Below are 24,838 nucleotides of genomic sequence, written 5' to 3' on the forward strand. Positions count from 1 at the left end.
GCCGGTCAGGCGCGCTCCAAGGAGCTCGCCGGGTTCGCGGGCGGTTGTTGCCGGTCCGGGCCGCCGAAGGGGTCGTACGGGGCGTCCCGGCCGTCCTGACCGGACGGGGCGAAGGGGTCGTCGCCCCGACCGAACGAGTCCCCCTGCGCGAACGGGTCCCCTTGCGCGAACGGGTCGTCGGAGTCGGGCCGGCGCGGCGTCGAACCGTCGGCCTCCTGCGGGAGCCCCGGGTCGGCGAATGCGTCCCGGGGTACGTCGCCCGGCTGGTTCGGGGGCGCGTCGGACCGCGGCGCGGCCGGGGGCTGCCCGGGCCGCTGCTGCTTCTGCGGGGCCTGCGGCGGGGCCTGGCCGGGGCCGTCCTGCCGGTCGGGGCGCGCCTGCTGGTCCGGGCCGGCCTGCTCGCCCTGGGCCGGTACGCAGTCCGTGGCCTCGGGGGCCGGGACCCCCACGGGACCGCTCGGGGGCTTCGGCGGGGCCGGCGGAGCGGTCCTGGCCAGGCCGTTCGTCCCGGCGCCGGCGTCGTTGCCGGTCTCGGGCGGGGCGCACGGCTCGGCCGGGGCCGCCGCGGGCGGGGTCACGGGACCGGTCGGGATGCCTCCCGCCGGGTCGAACGCGGGGACGGGCTGCGGGGTGGCGTCCTGGGCGCCGTCGTCGCCGGTCTTGCGCTCCAGCCAGGTGTTGTCGGCGATGTTGACGATGACCAGGCTCTTGATCGGGTGCGGGGTCGGTTCGATGACGATGACCTGGTGGGGCTGGTAGCCGCTCCACTGGTCGCCCTTGAGCGCCGGGGAGCCCTTCGGGGCGCGCGGCGCCTGGAGCGGGTTTCCGCAGGCGCAGCGGACCCGGGGCATGCCGTGGTCGTCGACGAGGACGGCGGTGCCGGCCTGCAGGACGGACTGGAAGGCTTCCCCGCGGCCGCTGCGGAAGGCGTGGTTGGTGACGCGGGTGTCGGCGCGGAGCACGACCGGCGTCAAGCCGCGCAGGAACGCGGGGAGCTTCGCCCTGTCGACGGAGACGGCCTGGGCGAATGCCTTGGCCTTGGCTTCGTCCTCGGTGAGGGCGCGCAGCTGCTGTTCCACGTCGCAGCTGCCGAGCCGCTTGGTGCCGGCGTAGAGGCCGGGCGTGGCCGCGTTGACGGTCCGGATGCCCTGGCCGGTCGCGTTGGGCAGCGGAGGCTGCGCGGGGGCGGACTCGCTGGTGGCCGAAGTCGCGGTGAAGGGGTCGGGTCCGGCCGACCCCACGGGCTGGAGCAGGACCTCCTGGCTCTCCGGGCCGGCCGCGCTCTTCGGTTCCTCGGGAGCGCCGCAGGCCGCGGCGAGCAGACCGAGGAGCGTGAAGAGGGCGGCGCGGACCGGAGTATGACGGCGTGGAGCCTGACGAGGTGTCCGTACGTGCACGTGAATCTCCCTTTCGCCCCGGTTGCTCCCTCCTGTCTGCCGCATCCGCGGCAGGGCCGCAACCGGAGCGGCGCGGCGGAGCGGGGCCGGGCGGGGCAGAACCCGGATCACGTCTTGAACATGTTCAAGGAGTCTCGTAAGGTCATGACCGTGAGTTGAACGCGTTCAAAGCGTTCGGCCGCGCGGGGAGGGGAGCCCACGGTGACGGTACTGGTGCATCTGATCGTCACCCTGGGCATGCTCTACGTGATCCCCGCAGGCCTCCGCCTGATCGACCCGGTCGGGCTGCGCACGGCCGCCCGCGTCTGGCCGCTGTTCGCCGCCCCCGGGGCCGTCTGCCTCTGGCTGCCGCGCGGCGCCACCGCCACGGTGCTCGCCGCGCTGTACGCCGCCGCCACCCTGGCGCTCGCGGCCCGGGCCCCGGCGCGGCTGCTGCGGACCCTCCGGACGCCGACCGCCGGAAGCGGCCCGCTCGCACCGGCCGAGATCGCCGTGCTCACCGCGCTGATCGCGCCGTCGGTCGCGGGGACCGCCCTCGTCGCCGAGCGCGCCGGGTACCGGCTGTTCGGCTTCGACCTGGACATCCTGGCGCTGACCGTGCCGCACTTCCACTTCGCCGGATTCACCGCCGCCCTGGTCGCCGGGCTGGTCTGCCGCGTCACGGCCACCGCGCCCGGCAGCACGGCCCTGTCGCGCTGGGCCGCGTACAGCGTCCCCGGCGGGACCCTGCTCGTCCTCCTCGGCTACTTCGTGGACGACTGGGCGGAGCTCGTCGGCGCGGTGGTGCTGACCGGCGGGATGTGGGCCGTGGCCCTGCTGACCTGGCGGGAGATCCGGCCCGGCGCCCGCGACCGCACCACCGGGGCGCTGCTGGCGACCTCGGCCGCGGTGCTGGTGGCCACCATGCTGCTCGCCCTGTGGTGGGCGCTCGGCGAGGCCACCGACCTCGTACACCCCACGCTGACCTGGATGGCCGCGACCCATGGTCTCGGCAACGCCCTCGGCTTCGCCCTGTGCTCGCTGCTGGCCTGGCGCCGGCTGACCGTCGAACGAATGGAGATCACGCCATGACCCGCCTCATCAGCGCCGGCCGTGACACCGTCAACTACCCCGACCGGGGCGCGACGCGGCGGCGGCCGCTGCCCGCCGGATACCATCACCTGCACCACCGCACCCGGATCGGCCGCGGTCGGGCCGCCTTCGAGGCCGCCGGCACCGCCGTCACCACCTTCGGTGCCCACCGGGCCTCGGGCATGCTGGTCCGGGCCGGTCACGGCGCGGTCCGTCCCGGGAGCCGGGTGGTGGTCGGAATCGGCTGGGGGCCGCTGCGGATCAGCGCCCCGTGCGAGGTGATCTGGACCGCGTACGAGCCCGCGCGCATCGGTTTCGCGTACGGGACGCTGGCCGGCCACCCGGAGTGCGGGGAGGAGTCCTTCATGGTGTCGCTGGACCCGGACGGCGCCGTGTGGTTCGAGGTGACCGCCTTCAGCCGCCCGGACGCCTGGTACACCCGGCTCGCGGGCCCGGTGGTCCCCTTCCTGCAGCTGCGTTACGCCCGATGGCTGGGCCGCACGGTGCGCAAGCTGGCCGCCGCGGCCTGATCCGTCCGATACTGGAGGGGATGGACTGGTTCACGGCGCCCGGCTACTGGCTCGGCCGTCTGGTCTTCCAGCGGGCCCTCGCCGGCGTCTACCTCTTCGCCTTCGTCGCGGCCGCCCTTCAGTTCCGGGCCCTGATCGGTGCGCACGGCATGCTGCCCGTGCCGCGCTACGTGCGGTACGTGCCCTTCCGGCGCGCCCCGAGCCTGTTCCAACTGCGCTACTCGGACCGGCTCTTCGCCGGCTGCGCCTGGGCGGGGGCGGCGGTGTCCGCGGCCCTCGCCGCGGGGGCGGGGGACGCCGTTCCGCTGGGCGCGGCCATGGGGATGTGGGCGCTGCTGTGGCTGCTGTACCTGTCGATCGTGAACGTCGGGCAGACCTGGTACTCCTTCGGCTGGGAGTCGCTGCTGCTGGAGGTGGGCTTCCTCGCGGTCTTCCTGGGCAATGCGCGGGTGGGACCACCGGTGCTGGTGCTGTGGCTGCTGCGCTGGGTGGCCTTCCGGGTGGAGTTCGGCGCGGGGCTGATCAAGATGCGCGGGGACTCCTGCTGGCGCAAGCTGACCTGCCTCTATTACCACCACGAGACGCAGCCGATGCCGGGGCCGCTGAGCTGGTTCTTCCACCGGCTGCCGAAGCCGCTGCACCGGGTGGAGTGCGCCGCCAACCACGTGACCCAACTGGTGGTACCGGTGCTGCTGTTCACACCGCAGCCGGTGGCCTCGTACGCGGCCGGGATCATCGTGGCGACGCAGCTGTGGCTGGTGCTGTCGGGCAATTTCGCCTGGCTGAACTGGATCACCATCACGGTGGCCCTGTCGGCGGTCGACTTCACGGGGCTCGCCGGGGCCCCGCCGGCCGCCGCCTCGCGCGCGGCGCCGCTGTGGTTCGCGGTCCTGGTGTGCGCGGTGACCGTGCTGGTGCTGGTGCTGAGCCGGCGTCCGGTGCTCAACATGATCTCGCGGCGCCAGGTGATGAACCGCTCCTTCGACTCCCTGCACCTGGTCAACACGTACGGGGCCTTCGGCACGGTGGGCCGGATCCGGGACGAGGTGGTGGTCGAGGGCACCGCCGACCGGATGCCGCGGGAGGACGGGGAGTGGCGGGAGTACGGGTTCAAGGGCAAACCGGGTGACCTGCGCCGGATTCCGCGCCAGTTCGCCCCCTACCACCTGCGGCTGGACTGGCTGATGTGGTTCGCCGCGCTCTCGCCCGACTATGCGCGGGACTGGTTCGGGCCGTTCGTGGAGCGGTTGCTGGCGGGCGACCGGGACACGCTGCGGCTGCTGCGCCACAACCCCTTCCCGGACGCCCCGCCGCTGTACGTACGGGCGCGGCTGTACCGCTACCGGTTCACCACGTGGCGGGAGCTGCGCGAGACGGGCGCGTGGTGGCACCGCACGCTGCTGCGCGAGTACCTCCCGCCGACCCGCCTCGCCGAGGCCTCCTGGTCAGAGCCCGAGTAGCGCGGCCTCGCGCTCGGCCGAAATGCCCTTGTCCGGGCGGTCGGGGCGGTGCGGAGCGGTGCCGCCGATGGACTGGAGCCAGGCCCAGGTGTCGGCCACGGTCTCCTCGACCGGGCGGCACTTGAGGCCCGCCGCCAGCGCCTCGGAGACGTCCCCGCCGAACATGTAGTCGTGCAGTTCGCCCTCGGGGAGCCAGATCGGCAGTTCGGTCCAGGGCTCCACTCCGGCCTCCGCGATCCGCTCCTGGTCGATCCAGTGGAACTCGGCGGCGGCGCCGGTCACGGCCGCGCAGGCCTCGAGGAGTGCGCCCATCGTGGCGTGCCCGGCCGGGGAGACCAGGTCGTACGGGCCGCCGCGCCCGGCCTCGGCCGCGTCGAGGGTCCAGTGCGCGAGGTCGCGCACGTCGATGTACTGGAGCGGGAGCCCGGGCCGGCCTGGGGCCAGGGTGGGGCCGCCGCGGGCGGTCCGGTTCAGCCACCAGGGCAGTCGGCCGACGTTCTCGTACGGCCCGAGGATCAGCCCGGCGCGTACCAGCAGGGCCCGGTCTCCGAAGGCGTCGACGGCGGCGATCTCACCGCCCCGCTTGTCCTCGGCGTAGGCCGTGGACCCGGCGTCGGCCGAGCCCTCGACGAGCGGGCCGTCCTCGGTCAGGCCGGCGGGGGCGGGGTACGCGTACACCGAGCGGCTGGAGACGTACCCGTACCGCCCGGCGCGGCCGGCCAGCAGCCGGGCGCTGTCGCGCACGGCGGTCGGGGCGCCGCTCCAGGTGTCGACGACGAGGTCCCACTCCCCCGCGGCGAGGGCGTCCAGGCCCCCGGGGGCGGTGCGGTCGCCGTGCAGGGCGCGGGTGCCCGGCGGCGGCGCGTGGTGGCCGCGGTGGAAGACGGTGACCTCCCAGCCCCGGGCGAGGGCGTCTTCGGTGATCGCGCGTCCGACGAATTCGGTACCGCCCAGCATGAGTAGCTTCATGCGGTCCAGCGTGCCGGGGCCGGGGGCCGGCCCGGAAGTCTTGATCGCCCACAGCGATGACGCTCACGGCGTAGGGCCGACGGGAACTCGTCGCGGGTCCCGGACGATCGGCGGGGCGCACGGCCGGCTCAGCACCGCGCCCCCGTCGCCGGGCGGCTCGGGGGCGCTGCGTGACGGTCGGGCTAGTCGATGCCGGGCAGGATGTGGGGCTCCGCCAGGTCGTCCTCGTAGCCGGCCAGTCGAATCGGGGCGGACCGGGCCCAGACTTCGAGGCTTCCGAGTTCGTCGACGTGAGGACGGAACCGTCCCCCCTGGTACGTCCTCGGCTTCTCGTCGGACTTCGTCGTCGTGTCTGTCACCGCGCACTCCTTTGTGTCGCGCAACCCGGCGGGCGAGCCGCGCGCCGGGCACAAGGGATAAAGGGTTTCCGGACGCGGTGGCGCCATGGTGGAGCGTGGCCTGGATACGGCCGGTCTGTGCCACTCAGAGTACACATATGAGCGCGCCCCCGCTCGATGGATTGGCAAAATCCGCTCGACGGCTTGATTTCGCCCGGAATTCAGTAAGTCGTACGCCGATGTGACCGAGTCGGGTGGTCTGCTCGACGCCGGTGAAACGACCGGAGTACGGGCGGCGGAGGGAGCGACGGTGGCGGCGAGGTCCGGAGTGCCGGGGGTGCCGAGGGTCGACAGCATCGAGGAGCTGATGGAACTGCTGCTCGCCTGCCGCGGGGCGTGGGACACGCCCGACCGCAGCGGAGACCCGGTGGATCTGCACGATCATGGGCTACAGACTGCGGCACTGCTGCGCCGTTCGCATCCGTTCGACAAGGAGCTCCAAGTCGCCGGCCTGGTGCACGACCTGGGCCATCTGCTCTTCCCCGGGGACGACGCGGGCCACGCCGACCACGCGGCGGAAGCGATCCGTCCGCTGCTCGGCGACCGGGTGGCCCGGCTGGTACGGCTGCACGTGCCGGCCAAGCGCTACCTGGCGGCCGTGGAGCCCGACCGGGCGCTGTCCCCGCAGAGCGCGCTGACCCTGCGGGCGCAGGGCGGGCTGATGGACGAGGCGGAGGTCCGGGCCTTCGCCGCCGATCCGGACGCGGAAGCGGCGGTGACATTGCGCCAAGCGGATGACGCGGGCAAGGTCGTCGGGATCGACGCGGGCGTGATGGAGGACTGGCGGCCGGTCCTGGAGCTGGTGGCGGCGCGGGCGTACGAGCGCATGCCCTGAAAGGGCCGTGCCCCGGCCCCTTCGAGAGGGACCGGGGCACGGGACCGCGCGGGTGGGCCGGCCGGCGGAGGGCCGCCGGGCGGGAGGGCCTACCAGTTGGCGGGCGCGTAGTCCTTGAGGAAGACGCCGTACAGGTCCTCGCCCGCCTCGCCGCGGACGACCGGGTCGTAGACCCGGGCCGCGCCGTCGACCAGGTCGAGCGGGGCGTGGAAGCCCTCCTCGGCCAGGCGGAGCTTGTCGAAGTGCGGGCGCTCGTCGGTGATCCAGCCGGTGTCGACCGAGGTCATGAGGATCCGGTCGGCCTGGAACATCTCCTGGCCGCTGGTGCGCGTCACCATGTTCATCGCGGCCTTGGCGGCATTGGTGTTCGGGTGCCCGGCGCCCTTGTAGCCACGGCTGAAGACGCCCTCCATCGCGGAGACGTTGACCACGTACGCCCGCCCGCTGGCCGCCCTGCGGGCGGCCTCGGCCATCGCCGGCCGGAGCGCGCTGATCAGGATGAACGGCGACGTGTAGTTGCACAGCTGGGTTTCCAGCAGCTCCACCGGGGAGATCTGGTCGATGGTCTGCACCCAGGTGTTGGTCTCGACGACGTCGGGCAGCAGGCCGCCCGCGTCGATGGCGGTGCCGTCGAGGTGCCGTTCGATGCTGGCGTTGCCCGCGACCAGGGCGAGGTCGGCGACCTTCTGCGCGTCGAGCCCGCTGACGCCGACGGGCAGCGCCGCCAGGCCGTCGACCGCGCCGGAGTTGAACGCGCCGATGACGTGGTGGGCGGGGAGCTCGCCGGCCGGCAGCGGGGCGCTCTCCCCCTCGACCAGCGCGGCGTACGCGCTGGGCAGGCGGCGCACGGTCTGCGTCGCGTTGTTGATCAGGATGTCGAGCGGGCCGGCCTCGGCCACCTGGTCGGCGAGGGCGACGGCCTGGGCCGGGTCGCGCAGGTCGATCCCGACGACCTCCAGGCGGTGCATCCAGTCCGCGGAGTCCTCCATCGCCTTGAAGCGGCGGATCGCGTCCTTGGGGAAGCGGGTGGTGATCGTCGTGTGGGCGCCGTCGCGCAGCAGCCGCAGCGCGATGTACATGCCGATCTTGGCCCGGCCGCCCGTGAGCAGCGCGCGCTTGCCGGCGAGGTCGGCGCGGGCCTCGCGCTTGGCACGGTTGTGGCCGGCGCACTCCTGGCAGAGCTGGTGGTAGAAGTAGTCGACCTCGACGTACCGCGTCTTGCAGATGTAGCAGGAGCGCGGGCGCTGGAGTATCCCGGCGATCCGGCCGGCCTCGGTGACCGAGGAGGGCAGGATGCCCTCGGTCTCGTCGTCGATGCGCTCGGCGGAGCCGGTCGCGGTCGCCTCGGTGACGGCCTTGTCGTTGGCGGTCTTGGCCGCGCGGCGCTCCTGGCGGCGGCGCTGCTTGACCGTGCGGTAGAGGCCGGCGGTGGCGCGGCGTACGGTGATGGCGTCGGGGTGGTCGACGTCGATCTTGTCGAGTTCTTCGAGGACGCTGAGGCAGAGGGCCAGCCGCTCGGGATCGATGCCCGGTCCGTAGGCGTGGTCGTCCGCGCTCACGTGGTTGTCTTCGGTCACCGTCATGGCCGCTGCCGTTCCTTGCTCACTCGTCCGCGTCCGCCTGCTGCGGAGGTCCCAAAACCGCCACTGTACGGATCCGACGCGCCCGGAACCAAACCCGTGCCCCGGCATCTCACGCACCGCGACGGGGGTGTCACCGCGGGCAGGGACCGGCCGGTCCCGCCGCGGGCCCCGTACTCCTTCCGGAGTATGCCCGGGGTACGACTGGTGACCAGCCGTAGGGGAGGAATAGGCCGCTGAGGTCGGGCATTGTGGAAATCATGAGTGCCCTTGCGCTGTCGGTCCTGCTCTGCCTGGTTTCCGCCCTCGCGTACGCGGGCGGCGCGATCGTCCAGGAGCAGGTAGCGGTGAGCACCCCCGAGCGCCCGTACGCGGCGCTGCGCCGGGCCGGCTGGTGGTGTGCGGTCGGGCTGAACGGCCTGGGCGCCCTGCTGCACGTGGTGGCCCTCGCGTACGGGCCGCTCAGCCTGGTCCAGCCGCTCGGTGCGCTGACCATCGTGTTCGCGCTGCCGATGGCGGCCCTCTTCGTGCACCGCCGGGCGGGTGCGGCGGCCTGGCGCGGTGCGGTGCTGGCCACGGTGGGGCTGGCCGGGCTGCTGGCGCTGACGGGCGGGGACGGGAACGCGGACCGGCCGCTGGCGGGCGGGGAGCGGAGCCTGCTGCTGATCGTCACCGGGGCCGGGGTGGCCGCGCTGGTCCTGGCCGCGCACCGGATGCACCGGCCGGTGCTGCGCAGTGTGCTGCTGGCGGTCGCGGCCGGTTCGGCCTTCGGCATGGCCTCCGTGTTCACGAAGTCGGTGGCCGAGAACGCCGGGGCCTTCGCCTCGGGCCCGGACGCGCTCGGCTCCACGTGGCCCGATCTGGCGGCGATAGCCGTCCTGGCCTCGGGCGGGCTGCTGCTCTCCCAGGCCGCCTACCGGGGTGCGGGGCTGGCCGCGCCGCTGGCCACGCTGACCGTGGTCAACCCGGTGGTCGCGGCGGCGGTCGGCGTCTCGCTGTTCGACGAGGGTTTCCGGTTCGGGGCGGCGGGCACGGCGGCGGCCCTGGCCAGCGGCGTACTGGCGGCGGCCGGCCTGATCCTGCTCGCGATCGTGCCGCCGCACGCACGGGGGTCAGATGCTGACGCCGCGGCCGCGGAGGTACTTCAGGGGGTCGATGTCGGAGCCGTAGCCGGGGGACGTGCGCATCTCGAAGTGCAGGTGGGGTCCGCTGGTGTTGCCGGTGGAGCCGGAGCGGCCGATCCGCTGGCCGCCGGAGACCTGCTGCCCGGCCTTGACCCCGAGGGCCGAGAGGTGGGCGTACTGGGAGTACCGGCCGTCGGCGTGCCGGATGACGACCTGGTAGCCGTACGCACCGGCCCAGCCGGCGGAGACGACGGACCCGGGGCCGACGGCCTTCACGGAGGTTCCGGTGGAGACGGGGAAGTCGACGCCCGTGTGGTGGCCGCTGGACCAGGACGATCCGGCCACGTGGTACGCGGTGCCGACGGCGGCGTCCACGGGGGCGACGAAGCCGCCCGAGGCCGGCTGCTGCTGCGCTGAGGCGGGGGCGGGGGCGGGCTTCTCGGCCGGCTTCTCCGTGGGCTTGGGAGCCGGCTTCTGCGCGTTCGGCTCCACCGGCTTGACCGGCTCGGCGGTCCGCGGCGGCTTCTCGGGGTTCTGGGCGGGGGGCGCCGCCGGCGGGGCGGGCGCGGCGGTGACGCGCAGCGTGAGCCGCTGGCCGGGGAGGATCAGGTTCGGATCGCTGCCCACGGTGGCCCGGTTGGTCTCGTACAGCGCCTGCCAGCCGCCCTCGACGTGCTGACGGGTGGCGATCGCCGAGAGGGAGTCGCCGGGCGCGACCACGTACGGGTTGGGCAGGACCGAGGTCCCGGTCGGGCGGGGCGTGGTGGCCGGCGGGGCGGCGGGCTTCGCCTCCTTGACCTGGACCTGGACCTTCACGCCCTGGCCCTGGCCCTGTGGGGAGACGGCGGGCGCGGGGCCGCTGCGGGAGAGCCCGGCCTGCTTCCCGCACGCCGGCCAGGCCTGCGGGCCCTGCCCGCCCAGGACCTTCTCGGCGACGGCGATCTGCTGGTCCTTGGTGGCCAGGTCGGCGCGGGCGGCGTACGCGGTGCCGCCGAAGGCGCGCCACGTGCTCTGGCTGAACTGGAGCCCGCCGTAGTAGCCGTTGCCGGTGTTGATGTGCCAGTTGTTGGTGGACTCGCAGTCCGCGACCTTGTTCCAGGTGTCCACCGAGGCGGCATCGGCGGTTCCGGCGCCGATCAGAGGGAGTGCGAGTCCCGCGCCACCGGCGGTGACGGCGAGCGAGGCGCGGTTGATGCTGCTCGGCTGGTACCGGCGGTGCCGACCCCGTACACCCATGGGAGCCCCCATTGAAGACATCAGGAACCGCACAACCTAACGGCGCAATCAGAGCATGACAAGGGGCGCAACAGGGCGCACACCCGGGGAAGTTGACATTGATTCGCATGGCGGGACGGCTCGCGGCATCTCCGCCCATGTAGCGTCGCTCCCACCCGCACATCGAAGCACTCAGGAGCGCATGCATGAGCAGCACCGCCCAGATCGGCGTCACCGGGCTCGCGGTGATGGGGAGCAACCTCGCCCGGAACTTCGCCCGCAACGGCTACACGGTCGCGGTCCACAACCGCACGGCCGCGAAGACCACCGCCCTGGTGGAGGAGTTCGGGCACGAGGGGTCCTTCGTCGCCGCCGAGTCCGCCAAGGAGTTCGTGGACGCGCTGGAGCGGCCGCGCCGTCTGATCATCATGGTGAAGGCCGGCGAGCCGACCGATGCCGTGATCCGCGAGTTCGCCCCGCTGCTGGAGCCGGGGGACGTCATCATCGACGGCGGCAACGCCCACTTCGAGGACACCCGGCGGCGCGAGAAGGAGCTGCGCGAGCAGGGCATCCACTTCGTGGGCGCGGGCATCTCCGGCGGTGAGGAGGGCGCGCTGCTCGGCCCGAGCATCATGCCGGGCGGCTCCACCGAGTCGTACGCCTCGCTCGGTCCGATGCTGGAGAAGATCTCTGCGAAGGCGAAGGACGGTACGCCGTGCGTCTCGCACGTCGGCCCCGACGGCGCCGGACACTTCGTCAAGATGGTGCACAACGGCATCGAGTACGCCGACATGCAGCTCATCGCCGAGGCCTACCACCTGCTGCGCGAGGTCGCCGGCTACTCCCCCGCGCGGATCGCGGAGACCTTCCGGGAGTGGAACCGGGGCCGGCTGGACTCGTACCTGATCGAGATCACGGCGGAGGTGCTCGCCCACACGGACGCCGAGACCGGGCAGGCGTTCGTCGACGTGGTGGCCGACGCGGCCGAGCAGAAGGGCACCGGCCGCTGGACCGTGCAGATCGCGCTGGACCTGGGCGTGCCGGTGTCGGGCATCGCGGAGGCGGTCTTCGCCCGTGCGGTTTCGGGCCACGCAGAGCTGCGTGCGGCCTCCCGCGGGCTCGCGGGCCCGAAGGCCGCGCCGCTGTCGGCGGAGGCGGCGGACGCCTTCGCCGCCCAGGTGGAGCAGGCCCTGTACGCCTCGAAGATCGTCTCGTACACGCAGGGCTTCCACCAGATCCAGGCGGGCAGCGAGGAGTACGGCTGGGGCGTGGACCTGGGCGCCGTGTCCTCGCTGTGGCGGGGCGGCTGCATCATCCGGGCGGCGTTCCTGGACCGGATCCGCACGGCGTACGACGCGCAGCCGGACCTCCCGAGCCTGCTGGCGGACCCGGGCTTCGCGCAGGAGATCGGCGAGGCCCAGGAGGACTGGCGGGCCGTCCTGGTGGCCGCCGTGTCACAGGGCATCCCGGTGCCCGCCTTCGCCGCCTCCCTGGCGTACTACGACGCGCTGCGCGCGGAGCGGCTCCCCGCGGCCCTCACCCAGGGCCAGCGGGACTTCTTCGGGGCGCACACCTACCGGCGCACCGACCGCGAGGGCTCGTTCCACACCCTCTGGAGCGGCGACCGCTCCGAGGTCCGTACGGCCTAGTAGGGGGCGGACACCCCCTAGGACTCCCCGCTCAGCGGCCCGGGCTGCGGGATCGGCGCGGGCCCGGGCGGCGGCGGGATCGGATCGGGCTCCGGCACCGGAGCGGGCACGGGCGGCACGGGCTGCGGCATCGGCTCGGGATCCGGGAAGGGACCCGGTCCGGGCCCGGGCGGCACCGGACCGGGTCCGGGGACGGGCGGCTCCGTCATCTCTACGTTTCGCACCATGAGCCCCACCTTCCCCGGATCCGCCCCGCCACGCCCGGCGGACGGGGCCCATACGAGTGACCGCCCCGGCGCTTCGCGCGCCGGGGCGGTCGTGCAGCGGGGTGCCGGGGCACCCGCGTGCGGTCAGTCGGTGCCGCGCGTCACCACAGGGGTACGGGCAGCGGGGCGGTGCTCAGCGTCGGGATGGTCCAGCGCTGGGGGTTGGTGGCGTTGCAGTCCCAGAGGTAGAGCTGCGTGCCGGTGTTCATGTTGTCGGCGTCCAGGCAGCGGCCCGACGTGGGGTGGTAGATCGTGCCGTCGGCGTGGGGCAGGAACTGCTGGCCGTAGCTGCCGTTGCAGGGGTAGAGCCAGAGGAGCGTGCCGTTGGTGGTGCCGGCGTAGGCGGCGTCGATGCACTTGCCCGCGACGCGGATGGTGCCGTCGGCCCGGATCTCGAACTTCTGGGCTTCGCCGCCGTTGATCATGTTGCAGTCCCAGGCCTGGATCCTGTTCCCGTCCGTGGTGCGGCCGTTGTCGTTGTCCATGCAGTGACTCGACTTGGCCGAGAAGGACATCGGGCCCATGGCGCCGCAGCATCCGTGCGGTGCCCATCTGCGATTTCGAGGACGAGCTCCCGCTACCCCCTGAGGCGCTCGCGACCAGGTAATTCCCGATGGAACACAACGGCCCGCCGGTACGTCCGGCGGGCCGTTGCGCTTGTCAGGAGGCCAGGGCCGCCGCGAGGCCGGGGGCCGGGCTGGACAGGATCGGGGCGGGGGTGGTGGTGAGGGCGGCCGCGTCGGCCATAGAGGCCTGGGCCAGGACCACGGCGTCCACCTCCGTGAGCGCGTCGGCCGCCCGGGCCACCAGGTCCAGGTAGCCGGCGGTGTCGCCGGCCTCGAAGCGGGACCAGGCCCGCGCGACCAGGTGCGTGGTGATCGACACCGGGCGGCCGGCCCGCCCGGCCTCCTCCTCCAGCAGGGCGACCGTCGGGGCCAGCGTCGACTCCACGGTGGCCAGGACCGCGATGCGCGGGCCCCTGCGGGCGGCCTCCGCGGCCATCGGGCGGTCGACCCGCAGCACCGGGACGCCGAGCTCCGGCGCCAGGGACTCCGCGACGGCGCCGATGGTCGAGCAGGTCACGAGGACCGGTCCGGCGGAGCCGGCCAGCAGGGCCCGCAGGGCCGGAGCCACCGCGTCCGGGCCCTCCGTGCGGGCCCGGTCCAGCAGCTCCGGCGCCACGAGGTGGCGCAGTACGGCGCCGGGGTGGTCGCTGTCCCGCAGGGCGTCGAAGACCGGCACGTGGACCGGCGACGTGTGCAGCAGGGTCAGGGGCGTCACCAGAGGTCGGGGCTCGCGTCCAGCTGCGCCTTCGCCGCCGCGACGACCTCGGCCGGCGCCTCGGGAGCCCGGTCGGGGTGCCGGCCCGCCCAGGCGGCCGCGTACGGGCACAGCGGGACGACCGGCACCGCTTCGGCCGCGGCGATCCCGTAGAAGGTCTTCACGAGGTCCCCGGCGATGCCCCGCCCCTCGTGCCCCGGCTCGACGACGGTGTGCACCGCCACGAGGGCGTGGGGCGCCGCGTCGAGCACGAAGTACGCGATGAGGCCGACCACCTCGCCGTCCTCGACGGCGAGCAGCCGTCCCGCCTTCCGGTCGTCCTTGAACTCGATGGCCCCGGCCCCGGTCTGCGACATGGTCCCGACTCCCCTCAGACAGCCACCGCGTGGGGGCTGCGCTCCTGGTCCGTTCCCGGCACCGGGGCGGACGGATCCGCGCCCAGTTCGACGATGCGGTTGTCCGCGTCGACGTGCACGACCCGCGGCTTCAACACCCTTGCCTCGGCGTCCTCGACCTGCGCGTAGCTGATGAGGATGACGAGGTCCCCGGGGTGCACGAGGTGTGCGGCGGCGCCGTTGATCCCGATGACCCCGGAACCGCGCTCGCCCTCGATGACGTACGTCTCCAGCCGGGCGCCGTTGGTGATGTCCACGATGTGGACGAGCTCTCCGGGCAGCAGGTCCGCCGCGTCGAGCAGATCGGCGTCGACGGTCACGGAACCGACGTAGTGCAGATCGGCCTGGGTGACCGTGGCCCGGTGGATCTTGGACTTGAACATTGTCCGAAACATGAAGTAACTCCCGAAATGTCTGCTCCCTGCCTGCTTTCTGCAGGTCAAGGGCGGTTTCGCGAGCCTACAACGATTCGCATGTTCGGTCAGCTGTCCGCAGGTATTTCAGGACTCACGCTGACCGTTTGCTGACTTTTCTGACCCGTCATCATTCCCTTTCCGAGTCGCGCACAGGGGATGCCGGAAGGTCGTGAGGTCACCGGTCCGCCATCGCGCTTGAGGACCTCGATGTCTCCCTCATGCGGAGGTGCCCCCGCCGCAGCTCGGCCCGCCCATTCGTGCCCAGGACGCTTTCGCGGTCCTCTGTCTCACCCTGCCATCCTGGCCTGGGCCACCCACAAACCACACAGCGACCTCCGTGTGACCGAAGTCCCATACCTCGGGAACCGACCGGTCACCTCGGCGGCAAAACTCCACGCTCTCTGCGTTGAGCTCCGGCATGAACTGTCACCAGTTTCTTGACCTCTTCATCAGCATGCTCTCCATCCATGGAATTCATTCCCGGGCACGAGCCCAGATCTCCGGATATCCGCCAAACCGGGCCGACTTCGTAACTTTCCGGATACCGGCGCAGATCAATCGAGCGACGGTGCAGGAGACTACTGGTCCCGCGTCCGCCTCGCCCTGGCTGAGTCAGCCTATCCACGCGCCAACACGGCGTGAGGGATGTCCTTAAGGTGCCCCGGCTCTCTCTCCCCTGCATGTCCAAAGTGCAGATCATGAAACGCCCGAGTCGACAGTACGTAGTACGCCATCCGCAGTTCCGCGGAAGTGGGGTCCGTTCCTGCGTCGGTCTCCGTGTCAGGCACCACGACCGTGTCGAACTGGAGCCCCTTGGCACTGGCGCGGTGGACGATGACGATGCCGGGGCGCGATAGGTCGAGTGTCCGGTACCGGCCAGCCGTCGCTTGCGCCGTGTACATCTGTGGCCGGAGCTGCGGGGCTCTGCGTTCCAGCCGGGTGAGGAGTTCGAACTGGGACTGGGTGGAGTGCACGACCACGCCGATGCTACGGCCGGGCCGTCTTTCGGCAAGACCGATCACCAGGTCCGCGACCGCTCCCTGGTGCGAGAGCGAGTGCAATCGGGGCACGGGGCCCTCCCGCTCCGGAAGTGCGGGCGGACGGGGACCCAAATGGAACCTGGCCCCCAGCTCGGCTGTCTGCCGGGTGTTGCGGTAGTTGGCGTCGAGTACGTGGGGGGAGCACTTGCCCAGGCTCTGCGCGATCTCCACCAGGGTTGAGCTCGACTCGGTCAGCCTCTGGCATTCGTCGGCGAAAACTGTGGTGCGGGCCTCGAGTATCCGGCACAAACGGTAGAAAGCAGGGGGCAGATCCTGCCCTTCATCGACCACCAGCGTCAACGGACCGCCGGGCTCCGCGAGCGCGGCTCGCTCGTAGAAGGCCGGCCAGTCGTACCAGCCGTCGTCGGAGCGGGGGGCGTCCGGGCCGTACCACCTGGCGAGCCAGGAGTGGGCGGTCGCCACGGTAACGGCCGCACTGCTGGAGCACAGCGCCGACACCATCGGCGCCAGGGACTGCCGCAGGAGGTTGGAGCGGGTCAACAGGACCGCCGGCGTACCGGTGAGGGCCAGCATGACGGCCCGCTGGGCGGCCAGCACGCTCTTCCCGCTCCCCGGTGGCCCGTCGATCACGTGGTTCCCGTCGAAGGGCAGCCCATCGAGCAGCGCGCGCTGCGTGGGTGTGAGGTCGAGGTAGGTCAGAGTCACAGTTCCGCTCATTCCCGGGTGGCCGCGGTCCGGGCGGCCGCCACGATCGGCTCGAAGAAGCCGGGGACACCGCCTCCGCCCACGACGAGGGCTCGGTCCAGCAGGGTGTTTCCGGTCTCGCAGCTGGTCTCCGGAAGCAGCGCGCAGGCGTGGCAGGCGGCGCGGTTGAGATTGCCGAAGCCCTGACCGGTGTGCTCCGAGCACAGCGGGTCCGCGGAACACCAGGCGGCGGCCTCGGCCATCCGCAGCAGTGTCTCGGCGAGCCGAGGCTGCTCTCCCTGCTGTACGAGGCCCCCGAGCGTCCCCTCCGCATCCCCGGCCGCCGTGTACACGAGCACCCCGTACTGGTCGTGTTCGGGCCGGGCATAGACACGCTCGCGCAGGCTGGCCGTGGTGTAGCCCGACTCGAAGGACAGCTGACGCACCAACAAGTGCCCGAGAGTGTGCAGGAGCACGAAACGAGAGGGGAGCTCCGAGCCCGTCAGGGCCTGGAGCCGGTCCTTCTGGAACGAGCGGTCCAAGTCGGCTCGCAGCCCCGCCACCCGGGCCCGTACGGCGCCATGCTGTTCCCAAGCGGTCAGCGCAGCCGGGTCCAGGGTGATCAGAACCCCTTCACCGAAGACTTCGACTGCGGGCAGCCAGCGCAGCCTGCGCGAGGTGTCGGCGGGGACGATCGCGGCATCCGGGGAGACCCGGCTGAAGCCGGACAGGGCGCGTACCTCCCGGAGCCGGTCGGCAAGGATGATGCGCCCGACGCGCCGGTGCAGTGCGGCCCAGGGCTCAGCGGTCTCCCCGTCCAGCCCCAGCCCGGAGCCGCGTACCAGGAAGTCCCGCGTCATCGGCGGTTCGGTGGCCGTCAGCGCCGACCATTCCTCGCGGCGCAGGTCGGATCCCGCGGCAGACGCCGTAGCGGCGGTGGCACCACCGGCAAGGGCAGGCGTGCCCGTCCCCGTCTCCTCGGCGATGAGCGCGTCCAACAGCTCGTCGCCCGCCCCCGTGTCCTCCTTGACCATGTCCCGGAGGATCTCACCGCGGGGGGTCCCGGCGGCCTTGCACATTGGTACCCAGTAGTCGCTCTCGCGGACCCGGTCGGCGAGAGCCGATCCATCCGGAACCGGCGCCTCGGCTTCGGGGAGGGAGAGAGCCGAGTGGACCACCGGGTAGTAGAGGTTGCCCGCGGTGCGCTGCACGACCTGGACGGGCTTGGCGCAGTCGGTGGCTTCACGCGCCCTCTGCCAGGGGTTCCGTCCGGAACACCGCATGCCATGAGTGCCCAGGACGTCCAACAGGTCGCGGGACGCGCCGCACCCGGCGGCCGAGCAGGAGACGGAGAGCGCCTCCAGACCGGTCGCCCGGTCCGAGACACGGAAGCGCAGCTGCTCGCGCGAGCCGCAGGACTGCCGCTGCGCGGCGTCGAGCCGCGCATGCGCCCAGAACCACCAGTCCACGTCGCCGAGGTGCCCCCCGGCGCAGATCTGCACAAAACGCATGGGGGCAAGTCGACGTACCGGCGTGCAAGACGGGCAGCTCGGAGGTGTCCCGGGCTTCTCGTCGGTGATCCGCCAGCGCACCATGCGGCGACACGACCCACAGAACAGCCAGGCCGGGAAGCGAATGTACGGTGCTCCGGGCACGTCGGGGCGGTCAAAACGGTCGTTGAGGGTCGCGGGAGCGGCGAAGAATCCGGTCACGCCGAGCCGCGAGGCCAATCGCGGGGATTCCACCGGCTGACGCAGCCGCGGCCAGTCCCCGATACCGGTCGCGACGAACGACTCGCCCTGGATGTCGAAGACCGCGCCGACGCCGAACGGGAGCACCGTCTGGGCCTGACGGACTCTAAGCTTGCGGTTCACTGGTCGGCTCCCTTCACCGTCACCTGGCATTCACGATCCACGCTGCGCATGGAGTGGAGGGTCTCCCACAACCCCCCGTGCTGTTCGAAGTTCTTCAGCAGGTTGTGCTGCCCCTTGCCCTGACTGCGGTAGTAGAGCTCCTTGCCCTCCTGCCTGGCATTGCGGGCCGCCTCCTCCCAGGCAGTGAGCAACTCCGCGAGTTCGGTACGGACCGCGTGCGCCGCACGCCGGTCACTGGCTCCTGCCTTCCGCGCGAGAAGTTCTGCCAGCGCCCGTGCCGCACCGGTGTGGTCCGGCAGGTCCCCTGCCTGGTTCTCGGCGCTCAGGCCGAGCCGGTGCCGTACGAGGATGACGAGCGCTGCGTGCAGGGCGCGCCGGCGCGCCGGCACCGACCACGGTGTGACGCTGGTCGGTTCGACGTTCCGGTAGAGGGCCCGGTGATAGGGGTCGAATGTCTCGTAGTGTGAACGGTCCCTGGGGCGGGTGGCGTTGAAGAAGGTGACGATCAGTCCGGGTACACCATGACGGCCGACCCGGCTGGTGGCCTGGATGTACTCGGCCGTGGTCTTGGGCTGCCCCTGCATCAGCATCAGCGCGAGCCGTTTGACGTCCACGCCGACCGACAGCATGTTGGTGCAGGGCAGGAAGGAAACGGCTTCAGGTTCCGTCCAGGGCTTCTCCAGCCGGTCCAGCAGCACGGGCTGTTCGGCCCTTGCCAGGTTGCTGGTCAGCTCTTGTACCTGGTGGTCGGCGAGTTGCCGGGCACCGGATCCGGCGTCCAGGCCGGTGAGCTGGGCGGGGATGTCGTCCGCCGCTGCGGTGACGGTTCGGCCGAGTTCGCGAAGGCTGTGATGGTAGGCGACGAGGGTCCAGTAGGAGTCCCGGTGCTCCTCCGGTAGTTCCCATGCTCCCTGGAGCATGGCCGCGGCGGTGGCGACCGCTGCACGGCCGGCGGTATGCCCTTGGGCCATGACGCCCAGGTAGCGCCGTCCGGGGCGTGAGGTGTCGGGCTCGGCGAAGTAGGAGTGCCGGGCGTCGAGCCCGGCGGGCGGGAAGAGCTGTACGTCGGTTCCGTAGAGGGAGCGGACCTGTTCGCCGGAGCGGCGGATCGTCGCGGTGGAGGCGACCACCTTGGGGCCCGTTCCGTCGGCCGTCGCGCACAGGCCGAGGATCGCTGCCTCGTACAGTCCGACGGTCGTACCGAGCGGACCGGTCAGCAGGTGCAGTTCGTCCTGGATGACCAGGGAAGGCGGGAGGCTGCTGCCCCCTGCCCCGAACAGGCTTCCCGCTCGTGGCTCCCAGGCGAGCCGCGCGAACTTGTCGACGGTACCGAGAACGAAGGTGGGCGGCCGGTCGTACAGCTGCTGGTCGACCACGGCTACTGGGAGCTCGTCATGGAAGGCGCACGCGTCGCGCGGGCAGAAGAACGCGAAGGAGTCGGCGCCCGCCCGGATGCCGTAATCGGCGTGGTCGGCCGAGCGGTGGGCGGGCACGATGCGGGTGCCGCACCAGGGGCAGCGGTCGAGGATGAAGACGTCCTCGGGTCGGGCGGCGGACCGCACGTCCTGAGCCGCCGCTACCGCTGCCTCGTACGTGTTGGGCGAGGTCGCCTCGCCGACCCACAGACCGATCGAGAACGGCTCGTCACCGTAGCGGGCGGGATCGCCGCGGCGCATCGTCTCCAGGGCGCACACGGTGGTCGCGGCCCGCTGGAACTGCTGGGTGGTCAGCAGGCTGAGGGTGTAGCGGCTGAGGACCGCGGTGCCGCCGCCCTTGGGGTCGCGGCGGCGCAGCACCATCACGAAGGCGGCGAGCAGCAGGTAGGCCTCCGTCTTGCCACCGCCGGTGGGGAACCAGATCAGGTCGGTCATGCCCCGGTCGGGGTGGCGGGGGTCGGCGACGCCGTCCAGGGCCAGCAGGAAGAACGCCAGTTGGAACGGCCGCCAGGTTGATTCGGGGTCAGGTGCCGGGTCGACGGACATGGCGTCGCCCCGGGGCCGCCGCTCGCCCGCCTGGTCGCGTGCGGAGTGACGCATCTGCAGGGCCATGGCGAGGTTGGCGGCGCGGAAGGCTTCCAGGACTTCGGGGCAGCCGGGATCGCACAAGGTGCGGACGCCGGACTCCATCCGGACGACGGCAGCGCCGATGCGCTCCAGGATCCGGTCGGCGGCATCCCGGCCCCAGGCGGGTACCGCGGTGTCCTGCTGTTCCTCGTACCAACGGCGGTAGTCAGAGGTGAATTCCGTCAGTTCCTGCCGCAGCTGAGCGACGGGCAGGCCCGGGTCGGCGAGGTGTAGCACGTTGAGTACGGGTGTGCCGCTGAGGCCGGCCGCACGGGTCGCGGACACCTCGGCCTCCGGCAGGACCACCGCACGCAGTCCGGTCACGACCTCGCCCTCGCGGCATTCCTCGACGGCGCAGCCGTGGCCGACGGCGTGGGTCCGCACGTGCCGGTACTGGAGCCGCAGCTCCTGCTCTTCCGGGTCCCGGCTGGCCAGCCGGACGCTGGGGTACTCCAGTACCCGGCCCTCGCTGGGACGGACGTCGAGCGCCACCTGGAACAGCATCCTGTCCCACTGGGCCGAGCGGCCCAGCGTCGGTTCGGTGCGAGCTGTGTTCACCAGCGCCACCGTGACCAGCAGACCGTCTCCGAGGGGGCGGCGGCGGATCCTGAGCTCGGCCCGCCCGTCGAGGACGCTGACGGCATCGCGGTCCGGCCCGACCCGGTGGGTTTCCTGCGGCAGTGCGACCCGCTGCCACCGGCGCCCCTGGTCGCCCTGGGCGCGCAGGGTGCGGTAGTGGGCGCCGCCGCAGCCGATCTCGATGGTGTCACTGTCCGTGTAGAAGCTGAGGCCGAGGGAGGAAGGCAACCAGGCGTTGGATTCCGGTACGGGGTCGTCCGCTGGGTCGGTGTCGAGGGCCGCTCCTTCGGTTCCGATGCCGTCCGCGTCTTCGGCTGCCAGCGTCAGCTGCCTCTGGAGATCGGCGTCCTGGGGGTAGAGCGTGCCCATGAGGTACTGGCGGTCGGGCGGCGCGTCGAGGACTTCGTCCTCGCCGTGAACCGGTCCGACCAGCTGGCGGGTCAGATAGTCGACAAGTTCTTGTCGGGGGTCCATGGTGTCCTCGGGAGACGTACGGGTATGCGGGCCGGGGTGGATGGGTGCTCAGCCGCGGCGCCACCGGTCACGGAGCGGCCTGCGCTCGGACGCGGTCATGGCTGCCAGCTCTTCCTGGAGTTGGGCGATGCGTACCCACGCATCGTGCTCGGCCTGAGCCACCCGTCCGTTCGCCGCGGACTCCGCCTCGGCGACGCGCTGGGCGGCCCACCTTTCGACAACCTCCACCCGGGCATCCGCCTGTGCATCGGCGTCCTGGAGAGCCCGCTCCCGCTGCGCGAGTGCGGACTCGGCCGATCGCAGGCGCTCTGCCAGCGCGGAAATACGCGCCTCGTGTTCCTGGGCGGCACGCCGGAGCAGCTCCTCGGCTTCGTCCGCCCTGCGCCGGGCAGCTGCCAGGGCGCGTAGCGCGTCGGCCGCAGACTCGGCGGCCTGTCGTGCTGCCTGGAGGTCCGCCTCGGCCTGGCTCCGCAGCCGGACCATGCGTTCATCGGCCGCGCGACGCAACGAAGCCGCTTGACGCTGCAGGGCCAGGTCGACGCGATTGAGCAGTGCGGACTCCAGCTCGTCGAGCTGTCGCTCGGTGTCGGCGGCAGCGCCAAGGGCATGCTTCCGCTCCTTTTCGAGCGCGTCCGCAAGCTCCTGCCGGAGCCGGCTTTCGGACGCCGCCCCGTCCGCCCGCAGAGCCGCGATGCGCCGCTCGTAGCTCTCGCGCACGGCGTCCGCACGGTGCCGCTCGGCCGTGCCGTCCTCGGCAAGCGGCCCGCTCTGCGCGACCGCGGTGGCGGGCTCGACCGGCCCCGCGGCAGCCACCGCGTCGGCCGGGGGCACCCGCTCCGTCGCCGGAGCCCCGGCGGCAGCCCGCGCGACGGGTACCGCAACGACCTGCTCGGGGGTCGGGGTCGGCACGGCTGCCTCGACGGGCTCGGTCTGCCGGGCAGGTTCCGCGGCGGCCGTCCCCTCGGCCGCGGACCGCAACGGCGTCGAAATCTGCTCGACGCCAACCGGGCCACCGGTCTCGACCGGCGTGGACGCTGTCGTGGCCTCGCCGCGCGCGGTCGGCTGGGAGATGAACTCACGCAGGGCATCACGCACCGCGAGCCGCGACTCGCTGCGCACCAGGGGGCGCTCGGCGAGGTAGACCCGGGGGGAGACACCATTCAGTGCCTCGAAGGACCGGTCGAGGAAGTCCGGGGGACGCTGGCCCGCGTCCTTGAGGGCGTCGAAGAGCTTCTGCAGCACCTGCAGAGCCGCGACAGCCGGGCGGTCCAGCGTTCCGCGGCTCTTCACCGCCTCCACCACGTCATCGGCGGCGGACTGCCCCAGGAGTCCGGCCAGTTCGACGTCGCCGAGAGCCACCAGCGCGTACTCGGCGAGCCAGACGACGGTCCCTGAGAACACGACGGGAATGGCCAGCGCCTGCTCCCAGTCCGGCGGGTACCTTCCGGCCGGGCGCGCCTCCGGCTCGGGCCCGGGGTCCGGCCTCGGCGGCGACTGCGGGCCGGCATCGGGCGCCCGCTGAGGCTGCGGCTCCGATGCCCGCTCCGGGCCCGGCCCGGCGGCCGGCCGTGGATCCGGCTCCGGCTCCGGGTTCCGCGCTGGTCCTGCCTCCGCAGGCAGCACTGTGGAGGCACCGGACAAGGACAGTTGCACAGCCACCTCCAGCGCCGCTGGAGCCTCGGGCTCGACACCGGCAGCCACATCAGGCTCCCTCGGGGGCTGCGGAGCAAGGGGTACCCGCTGAGTCGGCACGGTTGCCGGTGTGCGCAGTCGGCGGGCCTGCTTCGCCGGCGCCTTGCGTTTGCGCGGCTTCGGGTCCGGCGGTTCGGCGTGCCCCGGGCCGATCCCGTGGGCCAGCAGCATCTCGCGGAAGGCCGCGAACGCCTTCACTTCGACCTGACGGATCCGCTCCCGGGTGACGCCGAACTCCTTCCCCAGGTCGTCCAGTGTCGACCGGTCGCCGCCGTCCAGGCCGGTGCGGCGCAGCAGGATCCGCGCATCCCGTGCGTCGAAGCGGGTGAGCAGGGAAAGCAGGTGCTTGCGCCCCATCTCCTGCATCGCCAGGTGTTCCGCCGACGGCAGGGGCCGTTCCAGCGCGACCAGGTCCCCCAGGTGCACACCGTCTCCGATGACCCGGTCCAGGGAATCCGTACGTCGGCTGACCCGCCGGATCTCCTCGACCCGCTGCACGCTCAGGTCGCAGGCCACGGCGACATGGACAGCGCTCCACGGGCGGCCTTCCGACTGGAGCCTGCGTTCTGCTGCGGCGACTTTGCGGATCTGTTCGTGGAAGTGCACCGGGATGCGGATGACCGCCCCCTCGTCCGCCACGGCCCTGCTTATCGACTGCCGGATCCACCACGTCGCGTACGTGGAGAACTTGTAGCCCCTGGTGGGATCGAACTTGACGGCTGCCCGGAGCAGCCCGAGGGCCCCGTGCTGGAACAGGTCCTCGTGATCGAGGCCCTGTCCCCCGTGGCGGAGGGCAATACTGTGGGCGAGCCCCTGGTTGTGCACGACGAAGCAGTTGCGTGCTCTGACTCGGAGGTCGGTGGCCGCGAGTGCGGCGATCTCAGCCTCAGTCGGCCGGCTCTCGATCCGATCAGCGCCACCCCGCACCAGTACGGCGAGACCCACTTCCTCCTCGGCCGTGAGCATGCGCTTCTCGGGTCGCCGCGTGAACCGGTCCTCGTTCAACACCGCCAGCGCGGCCCGGACCGCTCGGCCGACATCCCCGAGAGGCCGCGTGGGCGCGCCCGAGTCCGGGTCCTGATCCGGCTCGAACTCCTCCTGTTCGGCGCATTCGGGTTCCGCCACGGGAGGCTGCGTCTCCGCTTCGGCCTGCACGTCTCCCTCATGCACACCCGGCCCCCTGGGGGCTCCCGTCACATCCTGCGGCCGGGCCGCTTCCCGGAGCGAGCGTGTCTCCGCCGGGGTCAACCCCGAGAGCCTGGCCACCCCCTCCACGACGGTTGCACTCACCCGGCCCTGCGCATCCGCGTACCTGCCCAGCAGCGCATGCGCCGCCGGCACCCGGCCCGTCATCGCCGGGTGCACAACCTTTCGCGCGTCACGATCGTCGTGGTCCGTATGCTCCGCTTTCCGTCGGACCTGAAGCCCCAGGCGGGCCAGCTCGCCCCGCAACCGCTCCTGCTCGGCCTGCGCCAGCCCGAGGCTTCCGACGCGGCGCTGGAAGTCCTGCTCGGAGACCACACCGCCCACCGCGGCCTTGCCGAGTTCGGCGTACAGCTCGCGGAGCGCGTTCCGGAGTCCGGCCGCATCCCGCTCGCCCCGAGCGTCTTCACTCACGGCCACCCCTCCCTCACCCGTTCAAGAAATGACCCTAGGTTCGATCTGTTGACAATGTCAACAGATCTCGCACTAGGAATCACACAGAAGACGTGTGTACATTTTGAGCTGCGAGGAAGGCACGAGAGGGCCATGCCATCTCTGCGACCATGAACAGAGCACCTGCCGCCCATGGGGGGCAGGTGCACGGGGTGGACCAGCAGGGGGCGCAGCGACGTGGCAGGGAGAGGGGCGGCAGTGACCGAGCGGGTGATCGGGGGCCGGTTCC

The 24,838-nt window shown here is 72.2% G+C and carries 19 protein-coding genes and 1 pseudogene; 6 read left to right on the forward strand and 14 right to left on the reverse strand.

Annotation, left to right across the window (positions count from 1 at the left end; all coding sequences use genetic code 11):
• Positions 1 to 5: 5 nt before the first annotated feature.
• Positions 6 to 1,397 carry a DUF6777 domain-containing protein gene (locus K7B10_RS08440; RefSeq protein ID WP_229335364.1) on the reverse strand — a complete coding sequence of 464 codons (1,392 nt, stop codon included), beginning with the start codon at positions 1,395 to 1,397 and terminating at the stop codon, positions 6 to 8.
• Between the two features lie 201 nt (positions 1,398 to 1,598).
• Here K7B10_RS08440 and K7B10_RS08445 point away from each other — a divergent pair, with 201 nt between their 5' ends.
• From K7B10_RS08445 to K7B10_RS08455, 3 genes are read left to right on the forward strand one after another with little or no spacing between them, the layout of a single operon-like run.
• The gene (locus K7B10_RS08445) at positions 1,599 to 2,468 is read left to right on the forward strand and encodes a YndJ family protein (protein WP_229335366.1); all 870 of its coding nucleotides are present in this window, start codon (positions 1,599 to 1,601) and stop codon (positions 2,466 to 2,468) included.
• On the forward strand, positions 2,465 to 2,998 hold the full coding sequence (locus K7B10_RS08450; protein ID WP_229335368.1) for a DUF1990 domain-containing protein: 534 nt from the start codon (positions 2,465 to 2,467) through the stop codon (positions 2,996 to 2,998). Before K7B10_RS08445 ends, K7B10_RS08450 begins: the two co-directional genes overlap by 4 nt.
• Before the next feature lie 20 nt (positions 2,999 to 3,018).
• Positions 3,019 to 4,458 carry a lipase maturation factor family protein gene (locus K7B10_RS08455; protein ID WP_229335369.1) on the forward strand — a complete coding sequence of 480 codons (1,440 nt, stop codon included), beginning with the start codon at positions 3,019 to 3,021 and terminating at the stop codon, positions 4,456 to 4,458.
• Here the strand turns inward: K7B10_RS08455 and K7B10_RS08460 are convergent.
• Together K7B10_RS08460 and K7B10_RS08465 are read right to left on the reverse strand one after the other, a co-directional pair.
• Positions 4,444 to 5,427, reverse strand: coding sequence for an NAD-dependent epimerase/dehydratase family protein (locus K7B10_RS08460; protein ID WP_229335370.1), 984 nt, complete (start codon positions 5,425 to 5,427; stop codon positions 4,444 to 4,446). The genes K7B10_RS08455 and K7B10_RS08460 overlap by 15 nt on opposite strands.
• A 182-nt stretch (positions 5,428 to 5,609) precedes the next feature.
• A complete protein-coding gene (locus K7B10_RS08465) occupies positions 5,610 to 5,786 on the reverse strand; it encodes a hypothetical protein (RefSeq protein ID WP_229335371.1) in 177 nt (58 codons plus the stop codon).
• 346 nt (positions 5,787 to 6,132) lie between these two features.
• Here K7B10_RS08465 and K7B10_RS08470 point away from each other — a divergent pair, with 346 nt between their 5' ends.
• The gene (locus tag K7B10_RS08470; protein WP_229344855.1) at positions 6,133 to 6,660 is read left to right on the forward strand and encodes an HD domain-containing protein; all 528 of its coding nucleotides are present in this window, start codon (positions 6,133 to 6,135) and stop codon (positions 6,658 to 6,660) included.
• A gap of 89 nt (positions 6,661 to 6,749) precedes the next feature.
• Here the strand turns inward: K7B10_RS08470 and K7B10_RS08475 are convergent, their stop codons facing one another.
• Positions 6,750 to 8,243: an SDR family NAD(P)-dependent oxidoreductase gene (locus tag K7B10_RS08475; protein ID WP_229335372.1), complete on the reverse strand. Its 1,494-nt coding sequence runs from the start codon at positions 8,241 to 8,243 to the stop codon at positions 6,750 to 6,752.
• Between the two features lie 257 nt (positions 8,244 to 8,500).
• Here K7B10_RS08475 and K7B10_RS08480 point away from each other — a divergent pair.
• Positions 8,501 to 9,391, forward strand: a pseudogene (locus tag K7B10_RS08480) (DMT family transporter); the annotation flags it as partial.
• On the opposite strand, the gene K7B10_RS08485 reads toward K7B10_RS08480, so the two are convergent.
• Positions 9,353 to 10,600 carry a transglycosylase family protein gene (locus K7B10_RS08485; RefSeq protein WP_229335373.1) on the reverse strand — a complete coding sequence of 416 codons (1,248 nt, stop codon included), beginning with the start codon at positions 10,598 to 10,600 and terminating at the stop codon, positions 9,353 to 9,355. The pseudogene K7B10_RS08480 and the gene K7B10_RS08485 sit on opposite strands and share 39 nt — an antisense overlap.
• Positions 10,601 to 10,785: 185 nt before the next feature.
• Here K7B10_RS08485 and gnd point away from each other — a divergent pair, with 185 nt between their 5' ends.
• Positions 10,786 to 12,228, forward strand: a complete 1,443-nt coding sequence (gene gnd, locus K7B10_RS08490) for an NADP-dependent phosphogluconate dehydrogenase (RefSeq protein WP_229335375.1) — start codon at positions 10,786 to 10,788, stop codon at positions 12,226 to 12,228.
• Positions 12,229 to 12,245: 17 nt separating this feature from the next.
• Here the strand turns inward: gnd and K7B10_RS08495 are convergent, their stop codons facing one another.
• From K7B10_RS08495 to K7B10_RS08535, 9 genes are all read right to left on the reverse strand, one after another.
• A complete protein-coding gene (locus K7B10_RS08495; protein ID WP_229335377.1) occupies positions 12,246 to 12,455 on the reverse strand; it encodes a hypothetical protein in 210 nt (69 codons plus the stop codon).
• 140 nt (positions 12,456 to 12,595) lie between these two features.
• The gene (locus K7B10_RS08500) at positions 12,596 to 13,018 is read right to left on the reverse strand and encodes a ricin-type beta-trefoil lectin domain protein (RefSeq protein WP_308284564.1); all 423 of its coding nucleotides are present in this window, start codon (positions 13,016 to 13,018) and stop codon (positions 12,596 to 12,598) included.
• 136 nt (positions 13,019 to 13,154) lie between these two features.
• Complete coding sequence (locus K7B10_RS08505; RefSeq protein WP_229344856.1) at positions 13,155 to 13,778, reverse strand: aspartate/glutamate racemase family protein; 624 nt, start codon at positions 13,776 to 13,778, stop codon at positions 13,155 to 13,157.
• On the reverse strand, positions 13,772 to 14,131 hold the full coding sequence (locus K7B10_RS08510) for a GNAT family N-acetyltransferase (RefSeq protein ID WP_229335380.1): 360 nt from the start codon (positions 14,129 to 14,131) through the stop codon (positions 13,772 to 13,774). Before K7B10_RS08510 ends, K7B10_RS08505 begins: the two co-directional genes overlap by 7 nt.
• 14 nt (positions 14,132 to 14,145) lie before the next feature.
• Positions 14,146 to 14,565, reverse strand: coding sequence for an aspartate 1-decarboxylase (panD, locus tag K7B10_RS08515; RefSeq protein WP_229335382.1), 420 nt, complete (start codon positions 14,563 to 14,565; stop codon positions 14,146 to 14,148).
• A 638-nt stretch (positions 14,566 to 15,203) separates the two neighbouring features.
• On the reverse strand, positions 15,204 to 16,292 hold the full coding sequence (locus K7B10_RS08520; RefSeq protein ID WP_229335384.1) for a DEAD/DEAH box helicase: 1,089 nt from the start codon (positions 16,290 to 16,292) through the stop codon (positions 15,204 to 15,206).
• Between the two features lie 8 nt (positions 16,293 to 16,300).
• Positions 16,301 to 18,175 carry a DrmB family protein gene (gene drmB / locus K7B10_RS08525; protein WP_229335386.1) on the reverse strand — a complete coding sequence of 625 codons (1,875 nt, stop codon included), beginning with the start codon at positions 18,173 to 18,175 and terminating at the stop codon, positions 16,301 to 16,303.
• Positions 18,142 to 21,261 (reverse strand): helicase-related protein, encoded by a 3,120-nt coding sequence (locus tag K7B10_RS08530; RefSeq protein ID WP_229335388.1) that lies wholly within the window; start codon positions 21,259 to 21,261, stop codon positions 18,142 to 18,144. Before K7B10_RS08530 ends, drmB begins: the two co-directional genes overlap by 34 nt.
• Positions 21,262 to 21,309: 48 nt before the next feature.
• Entirely contained in the window at positions 21,310 to 24,570 is a 3,261-nt protein-coding gene (locus K7B10_RS08535; RefSeq protein WP_229335390.1) for a sigma-70 family RNA polymerase sigma factor, read from the reverse strand.
• Positions 24,571 to 24,838: the final 268 nt, after the last annotated feature.

It is taken from the genome of Streptomyces flavotricini, assembly GCF_020639365.1.
Taxonomy (GTDB): domain Bacteria; phylum Actinomycetota; class Actinomycetes; order Streptomycetales; family Streptomycetaceae; genus Streptomyces; species Streptomyces flavotricini.